The organism is Vagococcus allomyrinae (genome assembly GCF_017829975.1).
Classification (GTDB): Bacteria; Bacillota; Bacilli; order Lactobacillales; family Vagococcaceae; genus Vagococcus_D; species Vagococcus_D allomyrinae.
Window position 1 is genome coordinate 436,152 of record NZ_JAEEGA010000001.1, and the last position, 16,112, is coordinate 452,263.

Genomic DNA, 16,112 nt, shown 5'->3' on the forward strand with positions numbered 1-16,112 from the left:
AAACTGGGAGGTGAATCGCCTTGACTAACTATTTTATCGACGAAATAAGCCCCAATGTTACAAGTTTTACTAGTCGTCGACATCATGTTTTTTACTTAATCGAAGGGGAGTCGCAAGCTTATGTGATCGATACTGGCATGGAGCCCTCAGCTATTCGCCCCTTATTAGAGGAGAGGACTGATAAACCGTTGGTGCTTTTGGTAACCCATATGCACTGTGATCATCTGTATCATGCAGATGAATTTGAGACTGTTTACGTACCGGCGAAGGATTTAAAGATTTGGTCCAAACTAAAAAAAGAAGCGTGGTTCGCAACCATTGTCTTTAAAGCCTGGCCCAAAAGATATGCCGTGGCCAATTATCAACCTTTTAGCGAAGGGGATCAGTTTGCCCTGAGCTCGAGGTGTGCCATCGAAGTGATGGAAGCCCCAGGCATTCTCCAGGCTCAAGTTTATTTGTCTACCACGCGGAAAAACTGATCTTTGTTGGTGACGCATTTTATGCCAACACATGGCTGTGGTTACCTAGTAGTGGTAGCTTATCAGACTATTTGCTGATGATCGAGGGGCTCTTAGAAAAATTACGTCCCTATGCTGACTACCGGTTTGTTGGTGGGCATCGCCCTTATCAAAGAGTTGAAGAGGAGCAACATGATCCCTTAATTTCTTATGAGACGTTAATCGATATGAGAGAGCTTTGTCGGGCTCGTCTGGAGCAGCGGATTACGCCAGCGGAGCAGCCTCGATATGGTCCTTTTAACTTAGAGATTTATCGATTAGGGAAAGCGGGACTCTGGCTAAAGAAAAAGGTTAATTAGAAAAGCTGAACGCCTCGTTCTGCTGGATCCAAACTACGATATAGAGAAAGTTTTATACTTTCCTATAAAGTTAGAAAAGCATGTTACGCAAGAGCGTAACATGCTTTTTAGAGGTGTTGGTAATGTTGTTCCACTTTTTTTTCAGGGACAACCCACATGATTAGAATGACGATATTGACGATCAAGACGATAATTGGTGCGATTAAGTATCCCAATAGGAGGGCCACTAGGTTTAAGCTGACAGAGATTTTGGGCTTCCGATTATCCTTGAGGCGCTTGGCAATCAGTGAATCTGTTCCATTGTTTTTGATCAAGCCTTTTGCCAAGAAGAGATAGGCTAAATTAGCCAGGAAAACAATTAAACCGTAAGTTAGTTCTGGTGCCTGACTCAAAGGGAATTCACTGAGCCATGAAGTGGCAAATGGAAAGAGGGAAATGCTGAAGATAAACCAGTTGTTAAGCCATAATACAGAGCCGTTAACGGTCTTTGCTAGTTGAAACATATGATGGTGATTATTCCAATAAATAGCTAAGTTGATAAAACTGATTAAATAGATGATCAGTTTGTGACTTTGGCTGAGTAAGCCATTCCAGCTGTCCGTCACTGGAATCTTCAATTCAAGAACCATTAAGGTCATGACGATCGCAATTACCGCATCGGTAAAAGCTTCCACTCGAGTTTTTGACATATCTGTCCTTCTTTCTGATGAGTCAAGCATTTTTTATAGCTAAATCATAAGCTATTTTGCTATTTAAATAAAGCGTAGAGAACTGACCACCTAAATTGTGACGGAGATGTGAGCTTAGGTAAACTCAGAGGCAAAGGTTTTTAATCGTTCTTCTGGACAAATTCGTTTTTTTGTCCGTTCAATAGAAACCCTTTTCATTGTAAGATGAGTTCAGATAAAAAAAAGGAAGTGATCATGTTGAAAAAAATTATCAATCAACCAGAGGCTGTTGTAGATGAAATGTTAGCGGGTTTAGTTTTTACTCATGGAAATATTGTAAAGCGCTTAAATGGAAGCGGTGTGATTGTCAGTCAGGCACTTCAGAAGAACAAAGTGGGGCTAGTATCAGGTGGTGGTAGCGGTCATGAACCTGCTCATGCTGGGTTTGTTGGCAAAGGCATGCTGTCTGCAGCGGTTTGCGGCCCAGTCTTTACCTCGCCAACACCAGATCAAGTGTTGGAAGCTATTCAGGTAGCAGACCAAGGAGCTGGTGTGTTATTGATTATTAAAAATTATTCTGGTGATGTGATGAATTTTGAAATGGCTCAGGAATTGGCAGAGATGGAAGATATCCAAGTGGCGACGATTATTGTGGATGATGATATTGCAGTTGAGGACAGCACCTATACGGCAGGTAAACGAGGCGTAGCTGGAACGGTCCTAGTTCACAAGATACTAGGGGCAGCGGCTGATCAAGGTGCTAGTTTAAGTGAGATTAAAGCGTTGGCGGATGGGATCGTTCCCAATATTAAAACGTTAGGGGTGGCTTTAAGTGGCGCAACGGCGCCAGAAGTTGGACATCCTGGTTTTACCTTAGGGGAAGATGAATTGGAATTTGGGGTAGGGATTCACGGTGAACCAGGGTATCGCAAAGAAAAAATTATGTCTTCGAAAGAGTTAGCAAAGGAAATTGTCAGTAAGTTGAAGGAAGCGTTTGAGTGGCAAGCAGGTGATGAATTTGGTTTGTTGGTCAATGGCTTAGGTAGCACCCCTCTGATGGAGCAATACATTTTCATGAATGATGTAAAAGCGCTATTAGCAGCCGATGACTTAAAGATGACGTTTAAAAAAGTTGGCGATTATATGACTGCTATCGATATGGCGGGTTTATCTTTGACGATGGTTAAATTGAACGAGCCAGAATGGTTAGGGTATTTGAACCATTCCGTTAGTACGATTGCCTGGTAAGAGTTAAAAGGAAAGGGTGTAAGTAGATGGATGTGGCAAAAGTAAAAGAATGGTTGGCCTTGTTTACCACCAAAATAAATGAGGAAAAGGCCTATCTAAGTGAGCTAGACAGCGCCATTGGTGATGGTGATCATGGGATGAATATGGCCAGAGGAACCACTGAAATGATGGTAGCGTTAAAGGAAAAAAATCCTGAAACAGTGGTAGAGGTCTTTAAGTTAGCGGGCATGACTTTAGTAAGTAAGGTAGGCGGTGCTTCTGGTCCCTTATATGGTTCAGCATTTATTAGTATGGCCAAAGCAGCCATGAGTTCAGAGGAATTAGTGACTATTTTAAACGCTGGACTGGCAGGCATTCAAAAGCGTGGTAAAGCAGAAGTCGGTGAAAAAACCATGGTAGATATGTGGGCAGGAGTGATTGGGGCTCTTGAAAATGACCAGTTAACAGCGGATGTGCTCGTCGACATTAGTGAACAGACCAAGGATAAGATTGCGACAAAAGGACGGGCGTCTTATCTCGGTGAACGTTCAATCGGTCACTTAGATCCGGGAACTGTCTCTAGTCGTTACCTGTTTGAAACCATGTTGGAAGCTGGGGTGAACTCATGAGTGAATTGGGTGTGGTGATCGTCTCTCATGTGCCGGACATTGCAGCAGGTGTTGTTAAGTTGCTGAAGGAAGTGGCAAAAGATGTCGCCATTACCTATGCCGGTGGCACAGATGACAACGAAATCGGTACGAGTTTTGCTAAAATTCAGTTGGCTTTTGATGAAAATAAAGCTGATCGGTTAATGGCGTTTTACGATCTGGGCAGTGCCAAAATGAATTTGGAAATGGTCATGGAATTTACCGATAAAGAGGTTCATTTGTACGATGTGGCGCTGATTGAAGGCGGTTATACAGCAGCGGCGTTAATTCAAGCGGGAGCTGATTTAACAGCGATAGAAGAACAATTGGCCCCCTTAAAAATTAAATAAAGAAACTCAATAACTAAAAACTCGGAGGTAATAAGAAATGAGAAAAGCATTTATCAGTCCAACTAAGTACGTTCAAGGTGAAGATGAATTAGTGAATTTAGGGTATTTTATTAAAACATTTGGCGAATCGGCCTTATTAATTGCTCATCAAGACGATATTAAGCGGGTTCAGACACAATTGGACGAAACGGCTGAAAAATTTGGTGTGACGATTGTGTCAAGTAGTTTTAATGGAGAGTGTTCTCGACAAGAAGTGGCGCGCTTGCAAGCATTGGCAAAAGCCAATGCCACCGATTGTGTGGTTGGGCTTGGCGGTGGTAAAGCGATTGATACATCTAAGTGTGTGGCTGAAGGGGAAGCTCTGATCATCGTGCCAACGATTGCTGCGACCGATGCTCCAACGAGTCATTCAGCTGTTTTGTATACCCCAGAAGGTGAGTTTGACGATTATGCTTATTTTAAACAAAGTCCGAGTGTGGTTTTAGTTGACACCAAAATTATTGCAAATGCGCCAACGCGGTTTTTAGTAGCGGGGATGGGAGACGCTTTATCCACTTTATTTGAAGCCCGCGCAACAGCTAATTCTTATGCAAACGTCAATGCAGGTTTACCTTGTGGTTACTTGACGAAGGAAACAAAACCTGCTAAACACACGATTGCTGCTTATACCATGGCTCAAGTTTGCTATGAGACGTTATTAGAAGATGGGTATCAAGCTAAACTTGCTTGCGATAATAATCTGGTAACCCCCGCTTTAGAGAATATTGTTGAAGCCAATATCTTGTTATCTGGACTGGGGTTTGAAAGTAGTGGGTTAGCGGCCATCCACGCGATCCATGATGGTTTAACTGTTTTGGCGGGGACCCATCACTATTTTCATGGTGAAAAAGTGGCGTTCAGCACAATTTGCCAATTAGTTTTGGAAAATGCCGCTACGGAAGAGCTATATGAGGTATTAGACTTTTCATTATCGATTGGGTTACCAGTCTGTCTGGCCGATATTGGGGTTGAAAGTATTAGTTTTGAAGAGGCTTTGGAAGTGGCTGAAAAGGCCTGTATTCCTGAAGAATCCATTCATTCAATGCCTTTTCCAATTGAGGTGGAAGCCGTTGCTTCAGCCATTATTGCTGCGGACAAAATAGGCAGTGAGTACCGCAAGCAGTTTGTTAGATAATAGTGTAATGCTTGATAATGAGTAGCTGTCAGGAAGTGAGAGTCGCTACTAACAATAAGAGACCTTGGGAACGATACCAGGTCTCTTGCTGTATTTTGTCCTCTAATTTATCCCTTAGTATGGTAAACTGATAAGTAGAACATTATCTGTTGTTATCCCTATGATTAGGGCAACCGTTTATTATAGAAGATCGCTGATTTCCTAAGGTGAGTTGTTCAGCAGCCTGTATTTAAAGGCGACAGATTGATATTAGAGGTGTAGATGATGAAAAAAATTATGAATAAATCAAAAGATGTGGTGACCCAATTATTATCGGGAGTCGCATTTGCCCATGAGGAGATCTTGGAACGGGTGCCGAAAACAGGCATTTTGCTTCGGCGTCATCGAGTCTCAAATCAAGTGGCAGTGATCAGTGGCGGGGGAACAGGACATGAACCTGCGCATTCTGGATACATCGGAGATAATTTTCTGGCTGCCAGCATTAACGGGCCGATCTTTACCCCACCAACGCTTGAAGAAATTTTAATGGCAATTGAGTTAGCGGATCAAGGGGCAGGTGTTTTTTTAGTTATTAAAAATTTTGAAGCAGATGTGAGTCATTTTTTAGCAGCTGAAGCAAGTGCTATTGCTAAGGGGCATTTAGTGAAGCATGTGATTGTTAACGATGATTGCTCCATTGAAAAAGTCAATTTTAAAAAGCGGCGTCGTGGTGTGGCTGGAACGGTTTTTGTCCATAAAATAGTGGCTGGGGCAGCGGCTAAAGGGCATGGATTAGCTGAGTTAGCCCAACTTGCTGAGGATGTGGTCTCATCTTTAAACACTTTAGGAGTAGCCTTAGCTCCTGGCACGTTGCCAGGGACGGATAAGTGTCAATTTCAATTAGCGGAAAGTGAAATTTCATTTGGCATTGGCATTCATGGCGAGGCCGGCTATCGGGAAGAACCATTGGAGTCTTCTGAAAAATTAGCCAATGAGCTCGTGAATAAATTAAAAAGTCAATATACTCTTAAGGGAGGCAGCCAGTTGGCGATTTTAGTTAATGGCTTAGGTAGCACACCTTATATGGAGTTGGCTATCTTTACCAATGATGTACGGCGCTTGTTGGAATTAGAGGGGATTCAAGTCCGTTTTAAAAAGACGGGAAATTTTATGACGTCCCTAAACATGGCTGGTGTGTCCTTAACTTTTTTGGAGTTAAAGGACGAGCAGTGGCTGAACTATCTGATGTTACCCACCGATGCTTATGGCTGGTAAAAGGAATAGAACCGCAAAAAACAACGCCGATAGCGTTGTTTTTTGGTTCAGCTCTGATCGGCTGGAATGAATGGAATGATCTTTTGTTGATAAGCTTGCTCTTGTACCTCCCGTGGCAGGTTGCGAATATCATGAACATAGCCGTTAACTTGAACGAACCAAATATGACTATTGTTTAATAGTTGGCTGGGTAATTTCCAGTGCCAATCAAATTGGTTGAGATGAGGAATCATCTTCATGATACTGTTGCTTTTACTGCTGATGGTGTTGCCAGCAGCTCCGAAGTGAGTTGAAATCTCACTTGATTTGACATGGGGAGTCTGAGTTTTGTCAAACAAGAAGTTAACAGAGCCAATTGCGTATATGATACTGGCGGCCCAAATCGTTTCTTTGCCTCGCTCGATAGGCGAGGGGCGCTTGCGACAAAGTGCCTCCAATAACTTTAGGGCTAATTCTTCGTATTCATCGTTTAAATACTGTTGTGAGAAACTGCTGATAAGTGGGGCAATGGCGCGATACTTTGCCTTCATCTTTTTAGGAATAGCCATCATATTCTCCGTTCTATGTTTATGTGGTGGTAATAATGCCGCTAATAGCTTTTTCAAGGACCTGGGCGGTGTCTTTTGCCAAATCCTTAACAGGTTGTTGACAGCCGTTCATTAGCCATTCTTTGGTCACTCCTACAAAGGCGTGACTCAAGAGTTCCGCACTAAAATCAAGATTTTTAACAGGGACTGGAAAAGTCTGTTTAACTGCGACGTCCTTGATGATGGTTTTCAACAGACCTTGAGTGTGTTCTAGAAAATAATGATCAAAAGAATTTTGTTCTGACACCTGAAGGGCATTACAATAAAAGACTTGTTGATGATAAAAATAATCCAATATTCGAAAGATGACTTTATGCCATTCTTCGTAGTCTAGAAAGTCGCTAATATTTTCACTGATGTCTTGGCGATAGATCCATGCCAATAATTCATATTTGTCTTGAAAATGGTCGTAAAATGTTTGGCGGCGAATTTCAGCTTGTTCCATAATTTGTCTAATGGTTATCTTTTGAAAAGGAACGTCTTCCATTAATTTTTTTAAGGAGTAAGCGATGACTTTTTTGGTGATCAGTGATTCTTGCATCTGTTTTCCTCCTTAAAAGCGACCCTTTGTCTGTCTCAATTATACCACGAAGTTTTTAATTATTGGTGAAAAATCAAAAGAGAAACCTTCTAGGAAAAAACGACGCTAGTCAAAAAAGCAGACTTTTTTTGCCAATTAAGAGCAGTTCTGTGCTAGAATAAGACTGAATGACCCACCTGTTGTTATGTTAGACCGCTATTTATGGAAGGAGTGTTGTCTGATGGGAAAGGTGAATAGTCGTAAGTTAGAATTGGAAAAGACCCGTCAGGCGATCCTCGCTGTGGCGTCAGAGCTGTTTATGAGTAAAGGATTTAAGCATACCTCAACTCGAGAAATTGCTGAACGTGTTCAGATTACCCAACCAAATCTCTATCATCACTTTAAGAATAAGAAAGACTTGTATCTAGCAGTAATCACGCAATTAACGGATAATGTCCGAGATGATTTAACGGTGATTGTCAAAAGTGACTTAGTATTGGATCAGAAACTATTTAAGATGATTGTGTTGTTGATTGATAAACATCCGACTAATTTATTTTTAATGTTAAATGATATGTTTGTTGAAATGGAGCCTGAGTCTCACGGCCAGCTTTATCAGATTTTTAAAGGAACTTATAGCGATAATTTTGCCGCTGTATTTAACCAAGAAAGCAATCAAAAGGCTTTGCGTGAAGGGGTCACAGTAGAGGATGCTGCTCGTTTTGTGTTATACAATGTGAGTTCGATGCTCAGCATTCAACAAACTTATCAAAAAACCTCTCGCCATGAAGATATCCGCTTGTTTGTCGACTTTATGCTCCATGGAATCATTAGTTAAAGCTTTGCCGCGAGGCAAGGCTTTTTTTTCTCAGCACTCTAATGATAAATTAGGAGTGTTTATTTCCATTTATCAATTGATAAACAAAACGCTTCACTTATCATTTGATAAATGATATATTGGATGTATTCAAAAATGAAAGATGTGAGTGCGGATGTTTTTAGGAATTAATGAAATTAAATATTCTAAAGGTAAATATGTATTGGTTATTTTGGTAATGGCTTTAGTCGCGTGGTTGATTTTTATCTTGTCGGGACTAGCCAATGGCTTGGCTCAAGGAAATCGTTTGGCAGTCGATCAGTGGCAAGCAGATGGGATCGTTTTGGCAGAGGAAGCTAATAGTAATTTGAATGCCTCCACCTTAAATGAATCGGTTTTGGCTTCAATCGAGGGAGATCAGGTTGAACCGATTGGGCAATTGTCTTTGGCCATTCGTCAAAAAGATCAAAGTAAAGCGGATTTGACTAATGTGAGCCTTTTTGGGATTGAGACGTCAGGCTTTTTAATGCCAAAGGTGATCGAAGGAGCGGCTGATTTGGAAAAAAATCAGGTAGTCGCCTCTGAAGCTTTAAAAAATCAGGGTTACGAGCTTGGGGATAAGTTAACAGCTGGCAAATACGCTGAGGACTTGGAGTTAGTCGGTTGGACAAAAGAAAGCAGTTTTAATATCGTGCCGGTGATCTACGCCAATCTTGATACATGGCGTGCTATTAAGTATGGCGACAACCCAGCTTCCAGTGAACTGGTCAATGGCTTTGTTGTCAAGTCAAAGGATGGTCAAAAGATAACAACTAGCGATCAGGACAGCCAAGTCATTAAGATAGAAGACTTCATTCAAAAATTACCTGGTTATAGTGCGCAGAACTTAACCTTAGATGGCATGATTTACTTTTTAATCGTTATCTCAGCTTTTATTTTGGGAATCTTTATTTTTGTGATGACCTTGCAAAAGACGGCCATGTTTGGCGTTTTAAAAGTTCAAGGCGTGCCGACGAGTTATTTAGCTAAGTCTGTTTTATTACAAACAACGGTCTTAGCTGTAATTGGTGTTGGCATCGGTCTAGCGTTGACGGTTGTGACGGTGCTGTTTTTACCAGACTCAATGCCATATGCAACCAATTACCCGAGAATTGCTATCTTCAGTGGGTTATTGATAGTTGCGGCTATCTTAGGTGGAGCCTTCTCCATCCGTACGGTAGCGAAAATTGACCCATTAGTTGCCATAGGAGGTTAGACAGATGTCAAAAGTATTAGAATTAGTCAATGTGCAGAAAAAATTTGGCAGTGGCCATACGGAAGTCACGGCATTAAATGATTCAACAATCGCCATTAATGAAGGAGAATTTGTGGCTGTGATTGGCCCTTCCGGCTCTGGAAAAAGCACTTTTTTAACCATCGCTGCTGGTTTGCAGAAACCGACGACCGGAGAGGTCTCCATCGCTCAAAAGAATCTGATGAATCTCAGTAAAAAAGAATTACTGGATTTACGTTTTAAGAAAATCGGGTTTATTTTACAGAGCTCCAACCTAGTTCCTTTTTTAAAAGTGATCGATCAATTTAAATTGATTGAAAAAGTGGATAAGAGCAAAAAGAATCCAAGTAAACGAGAAGAGTTAATGAAAACCTTGGGCATCTATGACTTACGGAATAAGTACCCTCGGGATTTGTCTGGTGGTGAGCGTCAGCGAGTCGCCATTGCTTGCGCCTTGTATCATGATCCAGCAGTTATCTTGGCAGATGAGCCAACAGCTAGTTTAGATTCTGAAAGAGCCTTTGAAGTGGTGGAATTGCTGGCCAATGAAGCTAAGGCCAAAAATAAAGGGATTGTTATGGTGACTCATGATGAGCGCCTGCTAAGTTATTGTGACCGAGTGATTAAGATTCGTGACGGTCAAATGAAAGAGGTTAAGCCACCAACAAAAGAGGCTTAGAAATAAAAATTAAGGAAGATCGCCATTTTTTCGTCAGAGATTCTCTGTCATGGCAAAATTTACGAGTATAACCGTTAACTTTCTCTGTCTTTGTGAAGATAAGATGGAGAGGTTAACGGTTTTGTGGTTTTGGAGAGCAATGACTGAACAAAAACGTAACCGTTAGCGTCTTTTTGTTTAAGAAGCTCCGTTGTAAAAAAAATTACTTACAATTAATCACCAAAAATAGGTGAATTTAATTGACGAATGGCTATATTATTGGCTATACTGAAAGCCATTATTAAATAAATGATTAAAAGATCCTTTAAATCAATTAATCATCTCAAAAAGGAGAGATTTGATGGAAAAAAAATGGTTTTTCGGAGCATTAGCCGTAGCTGGTTTGGTTTTAGCGAGCTGTGGAACAGGTTCTGATACAGACAAGACGGCAACAACAAAGGAAAAGAAAGACAAGGATACCTTTACTTATGCGATTAATGGTGATCCAACATCCCTTAATCCAGTTACAGTAGGCGATCGCTGGGGGCTAACAGCAACGAATATGATTTACTCACCTCTTGTGCGAATTGAAGGAGACGGCAGCCAGAAAATGGAATTAGCTGAAAGTCTTGAACCTGCGGCTGATGGCAAGTCTTTAACAGTTAAATTAAAAGAAGATGTTAAATGGTCTGATGGTGAAGCTTTTACAGCAGATGATGTGGTCTTCACTTATGAACAAAAAGTTAAAAAAGAAAATGGCAATTCAGATAGTTTGTGGGTTGGCGATCAACCAATTGCCGTTGAAAAAGTTGATGAGACAACGGTTAAATTTAATTTACCTTCAGTGAGTGCTGCTGCGATTAACAATATCGCAACCGAAACGTATATTATGCCAGAACATGTCTTCAAAGATGAAGCGGATTTTGCTGGCAATGAACTAACAGCAGATCCAGTTGGAACTGGCCCTTATAAATTAGTTAATTATAAACGTGGCGAATATCTACAGTTTGAAGCGAATGATTCTTATTATGGTGGCAAACCAACGGTTCCTAAGGTGACCTTGCGAATTATTGGCAATGCTGATACGACGAAGTTGGCCTTACAAAAAGGGGAAGTCGATGCGTCTTTTGTACTACCAAATGACATTAAGGAATTGGAAAAAGCAGATTTAGATACCTATGAATACAGTGAAAACCGGGTTGGGTATATGGGCTTAAACAACAGCTCTGAGGCTCTGAAGGATGCCAAGGTTCGTCAAGCGGTGCTATACGCCTTGGATAAAGATGAGTTAAATAAGGCTGGTTACTTATCTGATAAGTACTATGAAAATGTCTACTCTATTTTACCGCCGGCTAACCCATTTGCCACGGATGATGTGGAAAAATATGCAACTGATGCGGAAAAATCAAAAAGTTTATTAAAAGAAGCTGGGGTTGATTCCCTTAAATTGAACTTGGCATTTTCATCTGAAGACCCTGTTCAAACGATTCAAGCGACGTTGATTCAACAACAATTACAGAAAGCCGGTATTACTGTTGAATTAGCTGGTGGTGACGGTGCAGCGATCTTTGCAGAATTGAAAAAACCAGGTTCAACGAAGTACGATCTCTTTATGGGTGGCTATATTATGGGAAATGATCCTGATTTGTATTCAGCTCTGTTTGCCTCAGATGGATCAGCCAATTATTTCCAATATAAGAGTGATGCCGCGGATAAGTTGTTTAATGATGGGGCAGTCGAGTTGGATGGAGCGAAACGTAAAGCTATTTATGTAGAGTTACAACAACAGATTGCAGATGATGCGACATTCTATCCGATTGTGGATAACCGTAAAATCTTAGCGGTTAATAAAGCGATTGGCAATGTAGAAGAGGTTGGTTTAGTGCCAATTTATACATTTGAAGATTTATCTAAACTAACAATTAAATAAAGCTGAAAAGCTTCACAAGTGGGCCGTAAAGCGCTGAGTTCCAGACTTCGTGTCTGCTCAGAATACAGCAACTTGTGGAGCTTTTTAGTTGAAATAAGGGATCCATTGAGAGTCATAGACATCAATGGGATCGCTATTTAGTTTTTTATAAAGGATGTGTAAACTTGGCTAAGTATATTTTAAAACGAATGCTGCAAGTCATTCCATTGTTGCTTGTTGTATCGTTTATTGTCTTTTCAATGATTCATTTGGCGCCTTATGACGCAATTGATGCGGTTACAACGCCGAATATGTCTCAAGAAACCATTGATATTATGCGAGCTCGTTATGGCTTGGATCAACCATTTTTGGTGCAGTATGTCTTGTGGTTAAAACAAATTATCAGTGGGGATTTTGGTCATTCGTTAGTCAGTCAGGCAAGTATTGGTAGTGAACTTGCCACACGAATTCCCAATACGATTAAATTGATTTTACCGGCCTATCTCACGGCTTTAGCAATTGCGATTGTTCTAGGGTTAGTGGCTGGCGCTAACAAAGGGAAATTTTTAGACCGTTTAATCGACGGTATTTGTTCAGTGGGGATTTCAATGCCGACGTTTTGGTTTGCGATGATTTTGATCTATTTATTAGGTTATCGCTTTGACCTGTTGCCGATTATCGGCATGCATACTGTGGGACAAGAAGGCTCATTTATTGATTTTCTGCAACATTTTATCATGCCATATTTGGTGTTGGTAGTGGCCTTTTTCCCAGATTTGGCGCGTTATGTTCGTTCCTCGACGTTACTGCAATTATCTGAAGATTATGTGACGGTTCAGAAGTCTTTTGGTGCTACCAAAAAAGAAATTTTCTTTAGACATGTCAGCAAGAATGTCTTGTTGCCAGTGGTGACGCAAATTGGCTTGGCATTGCCAATGCTGGTGACAGGGGCCATCATTACTGAAAGCATCTTTGGCTGGCCTGGAATTGGCCCTTTCCTGATGTCTGCGACAAAGAGTTTGGATTATCCGGTTATTATGGCAGTGATGTTGCTTTCAGCGACGTTGGTGATTTTAGGTAATCTACTGTCGGATGTGTTGTATACGATCGTTGATCCGCGGATTAGACAAGGAGGTGCCAAATGAAGGTAAGTGAAAAATGGCGGAAAGTTTTGCGGCGCCAACCTCGTTATTGGATTGCGATCATCTTTCTTAGCTTGTTAATCTTATTGGCTTTATTTGCGCCATTGATTCCGATTGACCCGAATCAAACAGATGTGGCTAACATGTCAGCTGGTCCTAGTTTGCAACATATTTTTGGAACCGATGAAATTGGTCGTGACTATTTTATTCGTGTGGTTTATGGTGGCAGAATCTCATTAATGGTCGGGGTGTTGGCGATGCTGGCTTCGACGATTATTGGCACGTTAGTGGGGTTGATATCTGGCTACTTTGGTGGTTGGGTTGATAATGTGCTGATGCGTTTTGTGGATATTTTATCTTCGATTCCTTGGTTAGTCTTGGTGATTGTCTTAAGCGTTCTGTTAAAACCGGGATTGGTCACCATTATTTTTGTCATAGGTTGTTTTTCATGGATGAATATTGCGCGTTTGATTCGTGCTGAGACTTTGTCGGCAAAAGAACGAGAGTATGTGGTTTATGCTCAGTTTATCGGTGAAAAACACAGCAAAATTATTCGACGGCACATTTTTCCAGCCGTTCTTTCGACTTTGATTGTTGCGGCAACAGGAAGTATTTCTGGTGCGATTATGACAGAATCAGCATTAAGTTTCTTAGGGATTGGCATTCAACCACCCGTTGCTTCTTGGGGAAGTTTATTGCAAAATGCACAAAGTAGTTTACAACAAGCCCCTTATATGGCCATTTTACCGGGATTATTTATTATCTTAACGGTTTATTCTTTTAATAGTTTGGGTAATTTCTTGCGTGATGTGACGCTGGTGGAGGGATAATGATGACAAATACACTATTAACGATAGACAATTTAACTGTTAGCTTTGAGAAAAAAGATGAGCCGACTCAAGAGATCATTCACGGCATTGATCTCAGGATTCCCAAGGGAGAAATTGTTGGGATTGTCGGAGAGTCAGGTAGTGGAAAAAGTATTTCCATGAAAGGCATCATGAATATTCTACCTGAGAATGCTGTTTTAACTTATGATGAGTTTCTTTTTGATGGTGTCCCGCGTCAGGTTGGTAAGCAAGATCGTTTACCTGCTGCGATGATTTTTCAGGACCCGATGACGGCATTAAACCCGTTGCGGACGATTGGTTATCATTTGGTTGAAGTCGTTCAACGTCAGGGAAAAGTCTCAAAAAAGGTGGCAGAAGCGGCAGCCATTGCGGAGTTGGATAAGGTCGGTATTTTATTACCAGAAAAAAGGCTGACGCAGTATCCCCATGAATTGTCTGGTGGAATGCGTCAACGGATCATGATTGCTATGGCGCTTTTAGCCAAGCCTAAGCTGTTGATTGCTGATGAGCCAACGACGGCATTAGACGTGACGATTCAAGCGCAAATATTAAGTTTGATTCGTCACTTACAAAAAGAAGAAGATCTTTCAGTGATCCTTGTTACCCACGATTTTGGGATTGTGGCAGGGATGTGCCAGAGCATCAAAGTGATGTACGATGGTGAAATTGTCGAAGAAGGAACGACGGATGAGATTTTTTACAATCCTCAGCACACTTATACAAAGGAATTGTTAAAAGCTATTCCAACCGGAGACAAAGGTGAGCGACTTTACTCACTGGGCAATCATCATTCCGATCAGAAAGAGGTTGCCAAAGGACAGATGGTTAATCTGACAGCGACTCACCGAGTATTGCGGAAAGGAGCAACCAATGACTGATTTAGTAAGAGTGGAGAATGTCAAAAAATATTTTCCTGTAAAAAATGCCTTTGGCCAAACTGAAACGATTGTTAAAGCGATTGATGATGTTTCCTTGACGATTCGAAAAGGGGAAACCCTAGGATTGGTTGGTGAATCCGGTAGTGGCAAAACGACGTTAGGTCGCAGTATTTTACAGTTGGAGGAAGTGGACGAGGGGCAAATTTATTTTGATAATCAGTCCATTGGCGGCCTATCAAAAACTGAACGAAAAGAGATCCACCGGCGCATGCAAATTATTTTTCAGGATCCTTATTCTTCCTTAAATCCACGAATGACTGCTTTGGAACAGGTTCTTGAACCTTTAAGTTTATTGTATAGCAAGGATGAGGCTCGTGAGAAAGCAGAGGCGATGTTAGCTCAAGTTGGTTTAACAGGAGCGGCGATTCAGAAATATCCACGGGAGTTTAGTGGCGGGCAGCGCCAACGGATTGGGATTGCGCGAGCGGTGGCAGTCAATCCTGAGTTTATCCTCTGTGACGAACCGATTTCAGCCTTGGATGTGTCGATTCAAGCGCAAATTATTAATTTGCTGATGGATCTGCAAAAAGAATGGTCTCTCACCTATTTGTTTATTTCTCATGATTTATCAATGGTACGCTATATTTCAGATCGAATAGCCGTGATGTATCTGGGAAAACTGGTGGAATTGGGACCAACTGAGGCGATTTTTAGTAACCCCCAACACGCTTATACGAAGCGTTTATTAGCTGCCATTCCAATCGCTGATCCAGTCAAAGCGCGTCAAGCTTATGAGACCGAGAGTGTCACGGCACTTGAGCCAATTGATACCTCAAAGGATTTAGATTGGGTGGAAGTAGCAACAGATCATTTTGTAGCGAAGGAGAGAACAATCAATGAGTAAAAATCAAATCGAATTAATCCAAGGAGAAAAGGGCATGGAACTGCCCTTAGAGGCAGGTAACTGGGTGCTGTTAAAAGACTACGGTTATTCACCTGTTCAAAGCCTAGTGGCCGCTGTTGGCGCCTGTGGTGCTTATGTGTACCAATCTATTTTAACCAATTCCAAAATCCCGTTTACTTTTGAAAAAGTTTTGATTGAGTATACCCGAGATGCTGAGCGTCAAAGTGAACCAGTCAAAAAAATTGAAATGGTCTTTGATGTGAAGGTAGCACCTGAATTACAAGATCGTGCCACTCGTGGGATCAAGTTAATCGCGAAAAATTGTCCTGTGATGCAATCCCTTGATCCCGCAATTGAAGTGATTGAAACAGTTAATTTTATTTAAGCAAAGGAGAGACCAAAGAGATTGGTCTCTTTTTTTGCGATTTACCTGTGG

The 16,112-nt window shown here is 41.3% G+C and carries 19 protein-coding genes; 16 read left to right on the forward strand and 3 right to left on the reverse strand.

Annotation, left to right across the window (positions count from 1 at the left end):
* Window positions 1-20: 20 nt before the first annotated feature.
* Window positions 21-479 carry an MBL fold metallo-hydrolase gene (locus I6N95_RS01905; protein ID WP_209524642.1) on the forward strand — a complete coding sequence of 153 codons (459 nt, stop codon included), beginning with the start codon at window positions 21-23 and terminating at the stop codon, window positions 477-479.
* A gap of 77 nt (window positions 480-556) precedes the next feature.
* A complete protein-coding gene (locus tag I6N95_RS01910) occupies window positions 557-817 on the forward strand; it encodes a hypothetical protein (RefSeq protein WP_209524643.1) in 261 nt (86 codons plus the stop codon).
* 107 nt (window positions 818-924) lie between these two features.
* Here the strand turns inward: I6N95_RS01910 and I6N95_RS01915 are convergent, their stop codons facing one another.
* Complete coding sequence (locus I6N95_RS01915; protein ID WP_209524644.1) at window positions 925-1,506, reverse strand: TMEM175 family protein; 582 nt, start codon at window positions 1,504-1,506, stop codon at window positions 925-927.
* A 237-nt stretch (window positions 1,507-1,743) separates the two neighbouring features.
* On the opposite strand from I6N95_RS01915, the gene dhaK reads away from it, so the two are divergent.
* The 5 genes from dhaK to I6N95_RS01940 all read left to right on the forward strand — a co-directional run bounded on the left by dhaK (window position 1,744) and on the right by I6N95_RS01940 (window position 6,137).
* Window positions 1,744-2,733: a dihydroxyacetone kinase subunit DhaK gene (gene dhaK, locus I6N95_RS01920; RefSeq protein WP_209524645.1), complete on the forward strand. Its 990-nt coding sequence runs from the start codon at window positions 1,744-1,746 to the stop codon at window positions 2,731-2,733.
* Window positions 2,734-2,759: 26 nt separating this feature from the next.
* On the forward strand, window positions 2,760-3,341 hold the full coding sequence (dhaL, locus tag I6N95_RS01925; RefSeq protein WP_209524646.1) for a dihydroxyacetone kinase subunit DhaL: 582 nt from the start codon (window positions 2,760-2,762) through the stop codon (window positions 3,339-3,341).
* Window positions 3,338-3,709, forward strand: coding sequence for a dihydroxyacetone kinase phosphoryl donor subunit DhaM (gene dhaM, locus I6N95_RS01930; RefSeq protein ID WP_209524647.1), 372 nt, complete (start codon window positions 3,338-3,340; stop codon window positions 3,707-3,709). The genes dhaL and dhaM overlap by 4 nt, the downstream gene beginning before the upstream one ends.
* 37 nt (window positions 3,710-3,746) lie before the next feature.
* Complete coding sequence (locus tag I6N95_RS01935; protein WP_209524648.1) at window positions 3,747-4,883, forward strand: glycerol dehydrogenase; 1,137 nt, start codon at window positions 3,747-3,749, stop codon at window positions 4,881-4,883.
* A gap of 264 nt (window positions 4,884-5,147) precedes the next feature.
* Window positions 5,148-6,137, forward strand: coding sequence for a dihydroxyacetone kinase subunit DhaK (locus tag I6N95_RS01940; RefSeq protein ID WP_209524649.1), 990 nt, complete (start codon window positions 5,148-5,150; stop codon window positions 6,135-6,137).
* Between the two features lie 47 nt (window positions 6,138-6,184).
* Here the strand turns inward: I6N95_RS01940 and I6N95_RS01945 are convergent, their stop codons facing one another.
* On the reverse strand, window positions 6,185-6,685 hold the full coding sequence (locus I6N95_RS01945; protein ID WP_209524650.1) for a DUF6398 domain-containing protein: 501 nt from the start codon (window positions 6,683-6,685) through the stop codon (window positions 6,185-6,187).
* 19 nt (window positions 6,686-6,704) lie between these two features.
* Window positions 6,705-7,265, reverse strand: a complete 561-nt coding sequence (gene dhaS, locus I6N95_RS01950) for a dihydroxyacetone kinase transcriptional activator DhaS (protein WP_209524651.1) — start codon at window positions 7,263-7,265, stop codon at window positions 6,705-6,707.
* A gap of 220 nt (window positions 7,266-7,485) precedes the next feature.
* Between dhaS and I6N95_RS01955 the strand changes: the two genes are divergently transcribed.
* The 9 genes from I6N95_RS01955 to I6N95_RS01995 all read left to right on the forward strand — a co-directional run bounded on the left by I6N95_RS01955 (window position 7,486) and on the right by I6N95_RS01995 (window position 16,061).
* The gene (locus I6N95_RS01955; RefSeq protein ID WP_209524652.1) at window positions 7,486-8,082 is read left to right on the forward strand and encodes a TetR/AcrR family transcriptional regulator; all 597 of its coding nucleotides are present in this window, start codon (window positions 7,486-7,488) and stop codon (window positions 8,080-8,082) included.
* Between the two features lie 154 nt (window positions 8,083-8,236).
* A complete protein-coding gene (locus tag I6N95_RS01960) occupies window positions 8,237-9,316 on the forward strand; it encodes an ABC transporter permease (protein ID WP_209524653.1) in 1,080 nt (359 codons plus the stop codon).
* Between the two features lie 4 nt (window positions 9,317-9,320).
* Window positions 9,321-10,013, forward strand: a complete 693-nt coding sequence (locus tag I6N95_RS01965) for an ABC transporter ATP-binding protein (protein WP_209524654.1) — start codon at window positions 9,321-9,323, stop codon at window positions 10,011-10,013.
* A 340-nt stretch (window positions 10,014-10,353) separates the two neighbouring features.
* Window positions 10,354-11,922, forward strand: a complete 1,569-nt coding sequence (locus I6N95_RS01970) for an ABC transporter substrate-binding protein (protein WP_209524655.1) — start codon at window positions 10,354-10,356, stop codon at window positions 11,920-11,922.
* A 164-nt stretch (window positions 11,923-12,086) separates the two neighbouring features.
* Window positions 12,087-13,046: an ABC transporter permease gene (locus tag I6N95_RS01975; protein WP_209524656.1), complete on the forward strand. Its 960-nt coding sequence runs from the start codon at window positions 12,087-12,089 to the stop codon at window positions 13,044-13,046.
* Entirely contained in the window at window positions 13,043-13,873 is an 831-nt protein-coding gene (locus tag I6N95_RS01980) for an ABC transporter permease (RefSeq protein WP_209524657.1), read from the forward strand. Before I6N95_RS01975 ends, I6N95_RS01980 begins: the two co-directional genes overlap by 4 nt.
* Before the next feature lie 2 nt (window positions 13,874-13,875).
* On the forward strand, window positions 13,876-14,772 hold the full coding sequence (locus I6N95_RS01985) for an ABC transporter ATP-binding protein (RefSeq protein WP_209524658.1): 897 nt from the start codon (window positions 13,876-13,878) through the stop codon (window positions 14,770-14,772).
* Window positions 14,765-15,676, forward strand: a complete 912-nt coding sequence (locus tag I6N95_RS01990) for an ABC transporter ATP-binding protein (protein ID WP_209524659.1) — start codon at window positions 14,765-14,767, stop codon at window positions 15,674-15,676. Before I6N95_RS01985 ends, I6N95_RS01990 begins: the two co-directional genes overlap by 8 nt.
* On the forward strand, window positions 15,669-16,061 hold the full coding sequence (locus tag I6N95_RS01995) for an OsmC family protein (RefSeq protein ID WP_209524660.1): 393 nt from the start codon (window positions 15,669-15,671) through the stop codon (window positions 16,059-16,061). The genes I6N95_RS01990 and I6N95_RS01995 overlap by 8 nt, the downstream gene beginning before the upstream one ends.
* The last annotated feature ends 51 nt before the right edge of the window (window positions 16,062-16,112 follow it).

Coding starts and splice junctions, on each gene's coding strand:
- I6N95_RS01965 (WP_209524654.1), top strand. CDS start 9,321: ATGTCAAAAGTATTAGAATTAGTCAATGTGCAGAAAAAATTTGGCAGT.
- I6N95_RS01945 (WP_209524650.1), bottom strand. CDS start 6,685: ATGGCTATTCCTAAAAAGATGAAGGCAAAGTATCGCGCCATTGCCCCA.
- I6N95_RS01960 (WP_209524653.1), top strand. CDS start 8,237: ATGTTTTTAGGAATTAATGAAATTAAATATTCTAAAGGTAAATATGTA.
- I6N95_RS01980 (WP_209524657.1), top strand. CDS start 13,043: ATGAAGGTAAGTGAAAAATGGCGGAAAGTTTTGCGGCGCCAACCTCGT.
- dhaL (WP_209524646.1), top strand. CDS start 2,760: ATGGATGTGGCAAAAGTAAAAGAATGGTTGGCCTTGTTTACCACCAAA.
- I6N95_RS01955 (WP_209524652.1), top strand. CDS start 7,486: ATGGGAAAGGTGAATAGTCGTAAGTTAGAATTGGAAAAGACCCGTCAG.
- I6N95_RS01995 (WP_209524660.1), top strand. CDS start 15,669: ATGAGTAAAAATCAAATCGAATTAATCCAAGGAGAAAAGGGCATGGAA.
- I6N95_RS01910 (WP_209524643.1), top strand. CDS start 557: ATGATCGAGGGGCTCTTAGAAAAATTACGTCCCTATGCTGACTACCGG.
- I6N95_RS01985 (WP_209524658.1), top strand. CDS start 13,876: ATGACAAATACACTATTAACGATAGACAATTTAACTGTTAGCTTTGAG.
- dhaS (WP_209524651.1), bottom strand. CDS start 7,265: ATGCAAGAATCACTGATCACCAAAAAAGTCATCGCTTACTCCTTAAAA.
- dhaM (WP_209524647.1), top strand. CDS start 3,338: ATGAGTGAATTGGGTGTGGTGATCGTCTCTCATGTGCCGGACATTGCA.
- I6N95_RS01935 (WP_209524648.1), top strand. CDS start 3,747: ATGAGAAAAGCATTTATCAGTCCAACTAAGTACGTTCAAGGTGAAGAT.
- I6N95_RS01990 (WP_209524659.1), top strand. CDS start 14,765: ATGACTGATTTAGTAAGAGTGGAGAATGTCAAAAAATATTTTCCTGTA.
- I6N95_RS01915 (WP_209524644.1), bottom strand. CDS start 1,506: ATGTCAAAAACTCGAGTGGAAGCTTTTACCGATGCGGTAATTGCGATC.
- I6N95_RS01940 (WP_209524649.1), top strand. CDS start 5,148: ATGAAAAAAATTATGAATAAATCAAAAGATGTGGTGACCCAATTATTA.
- I6N95_RS01970 (WP_209524655.1), top strand. CDS start 10,354: ATGGAAAAAAAATGGTTTTTCGGAGCATTAGCCGTAGCTGGTTTGGTT.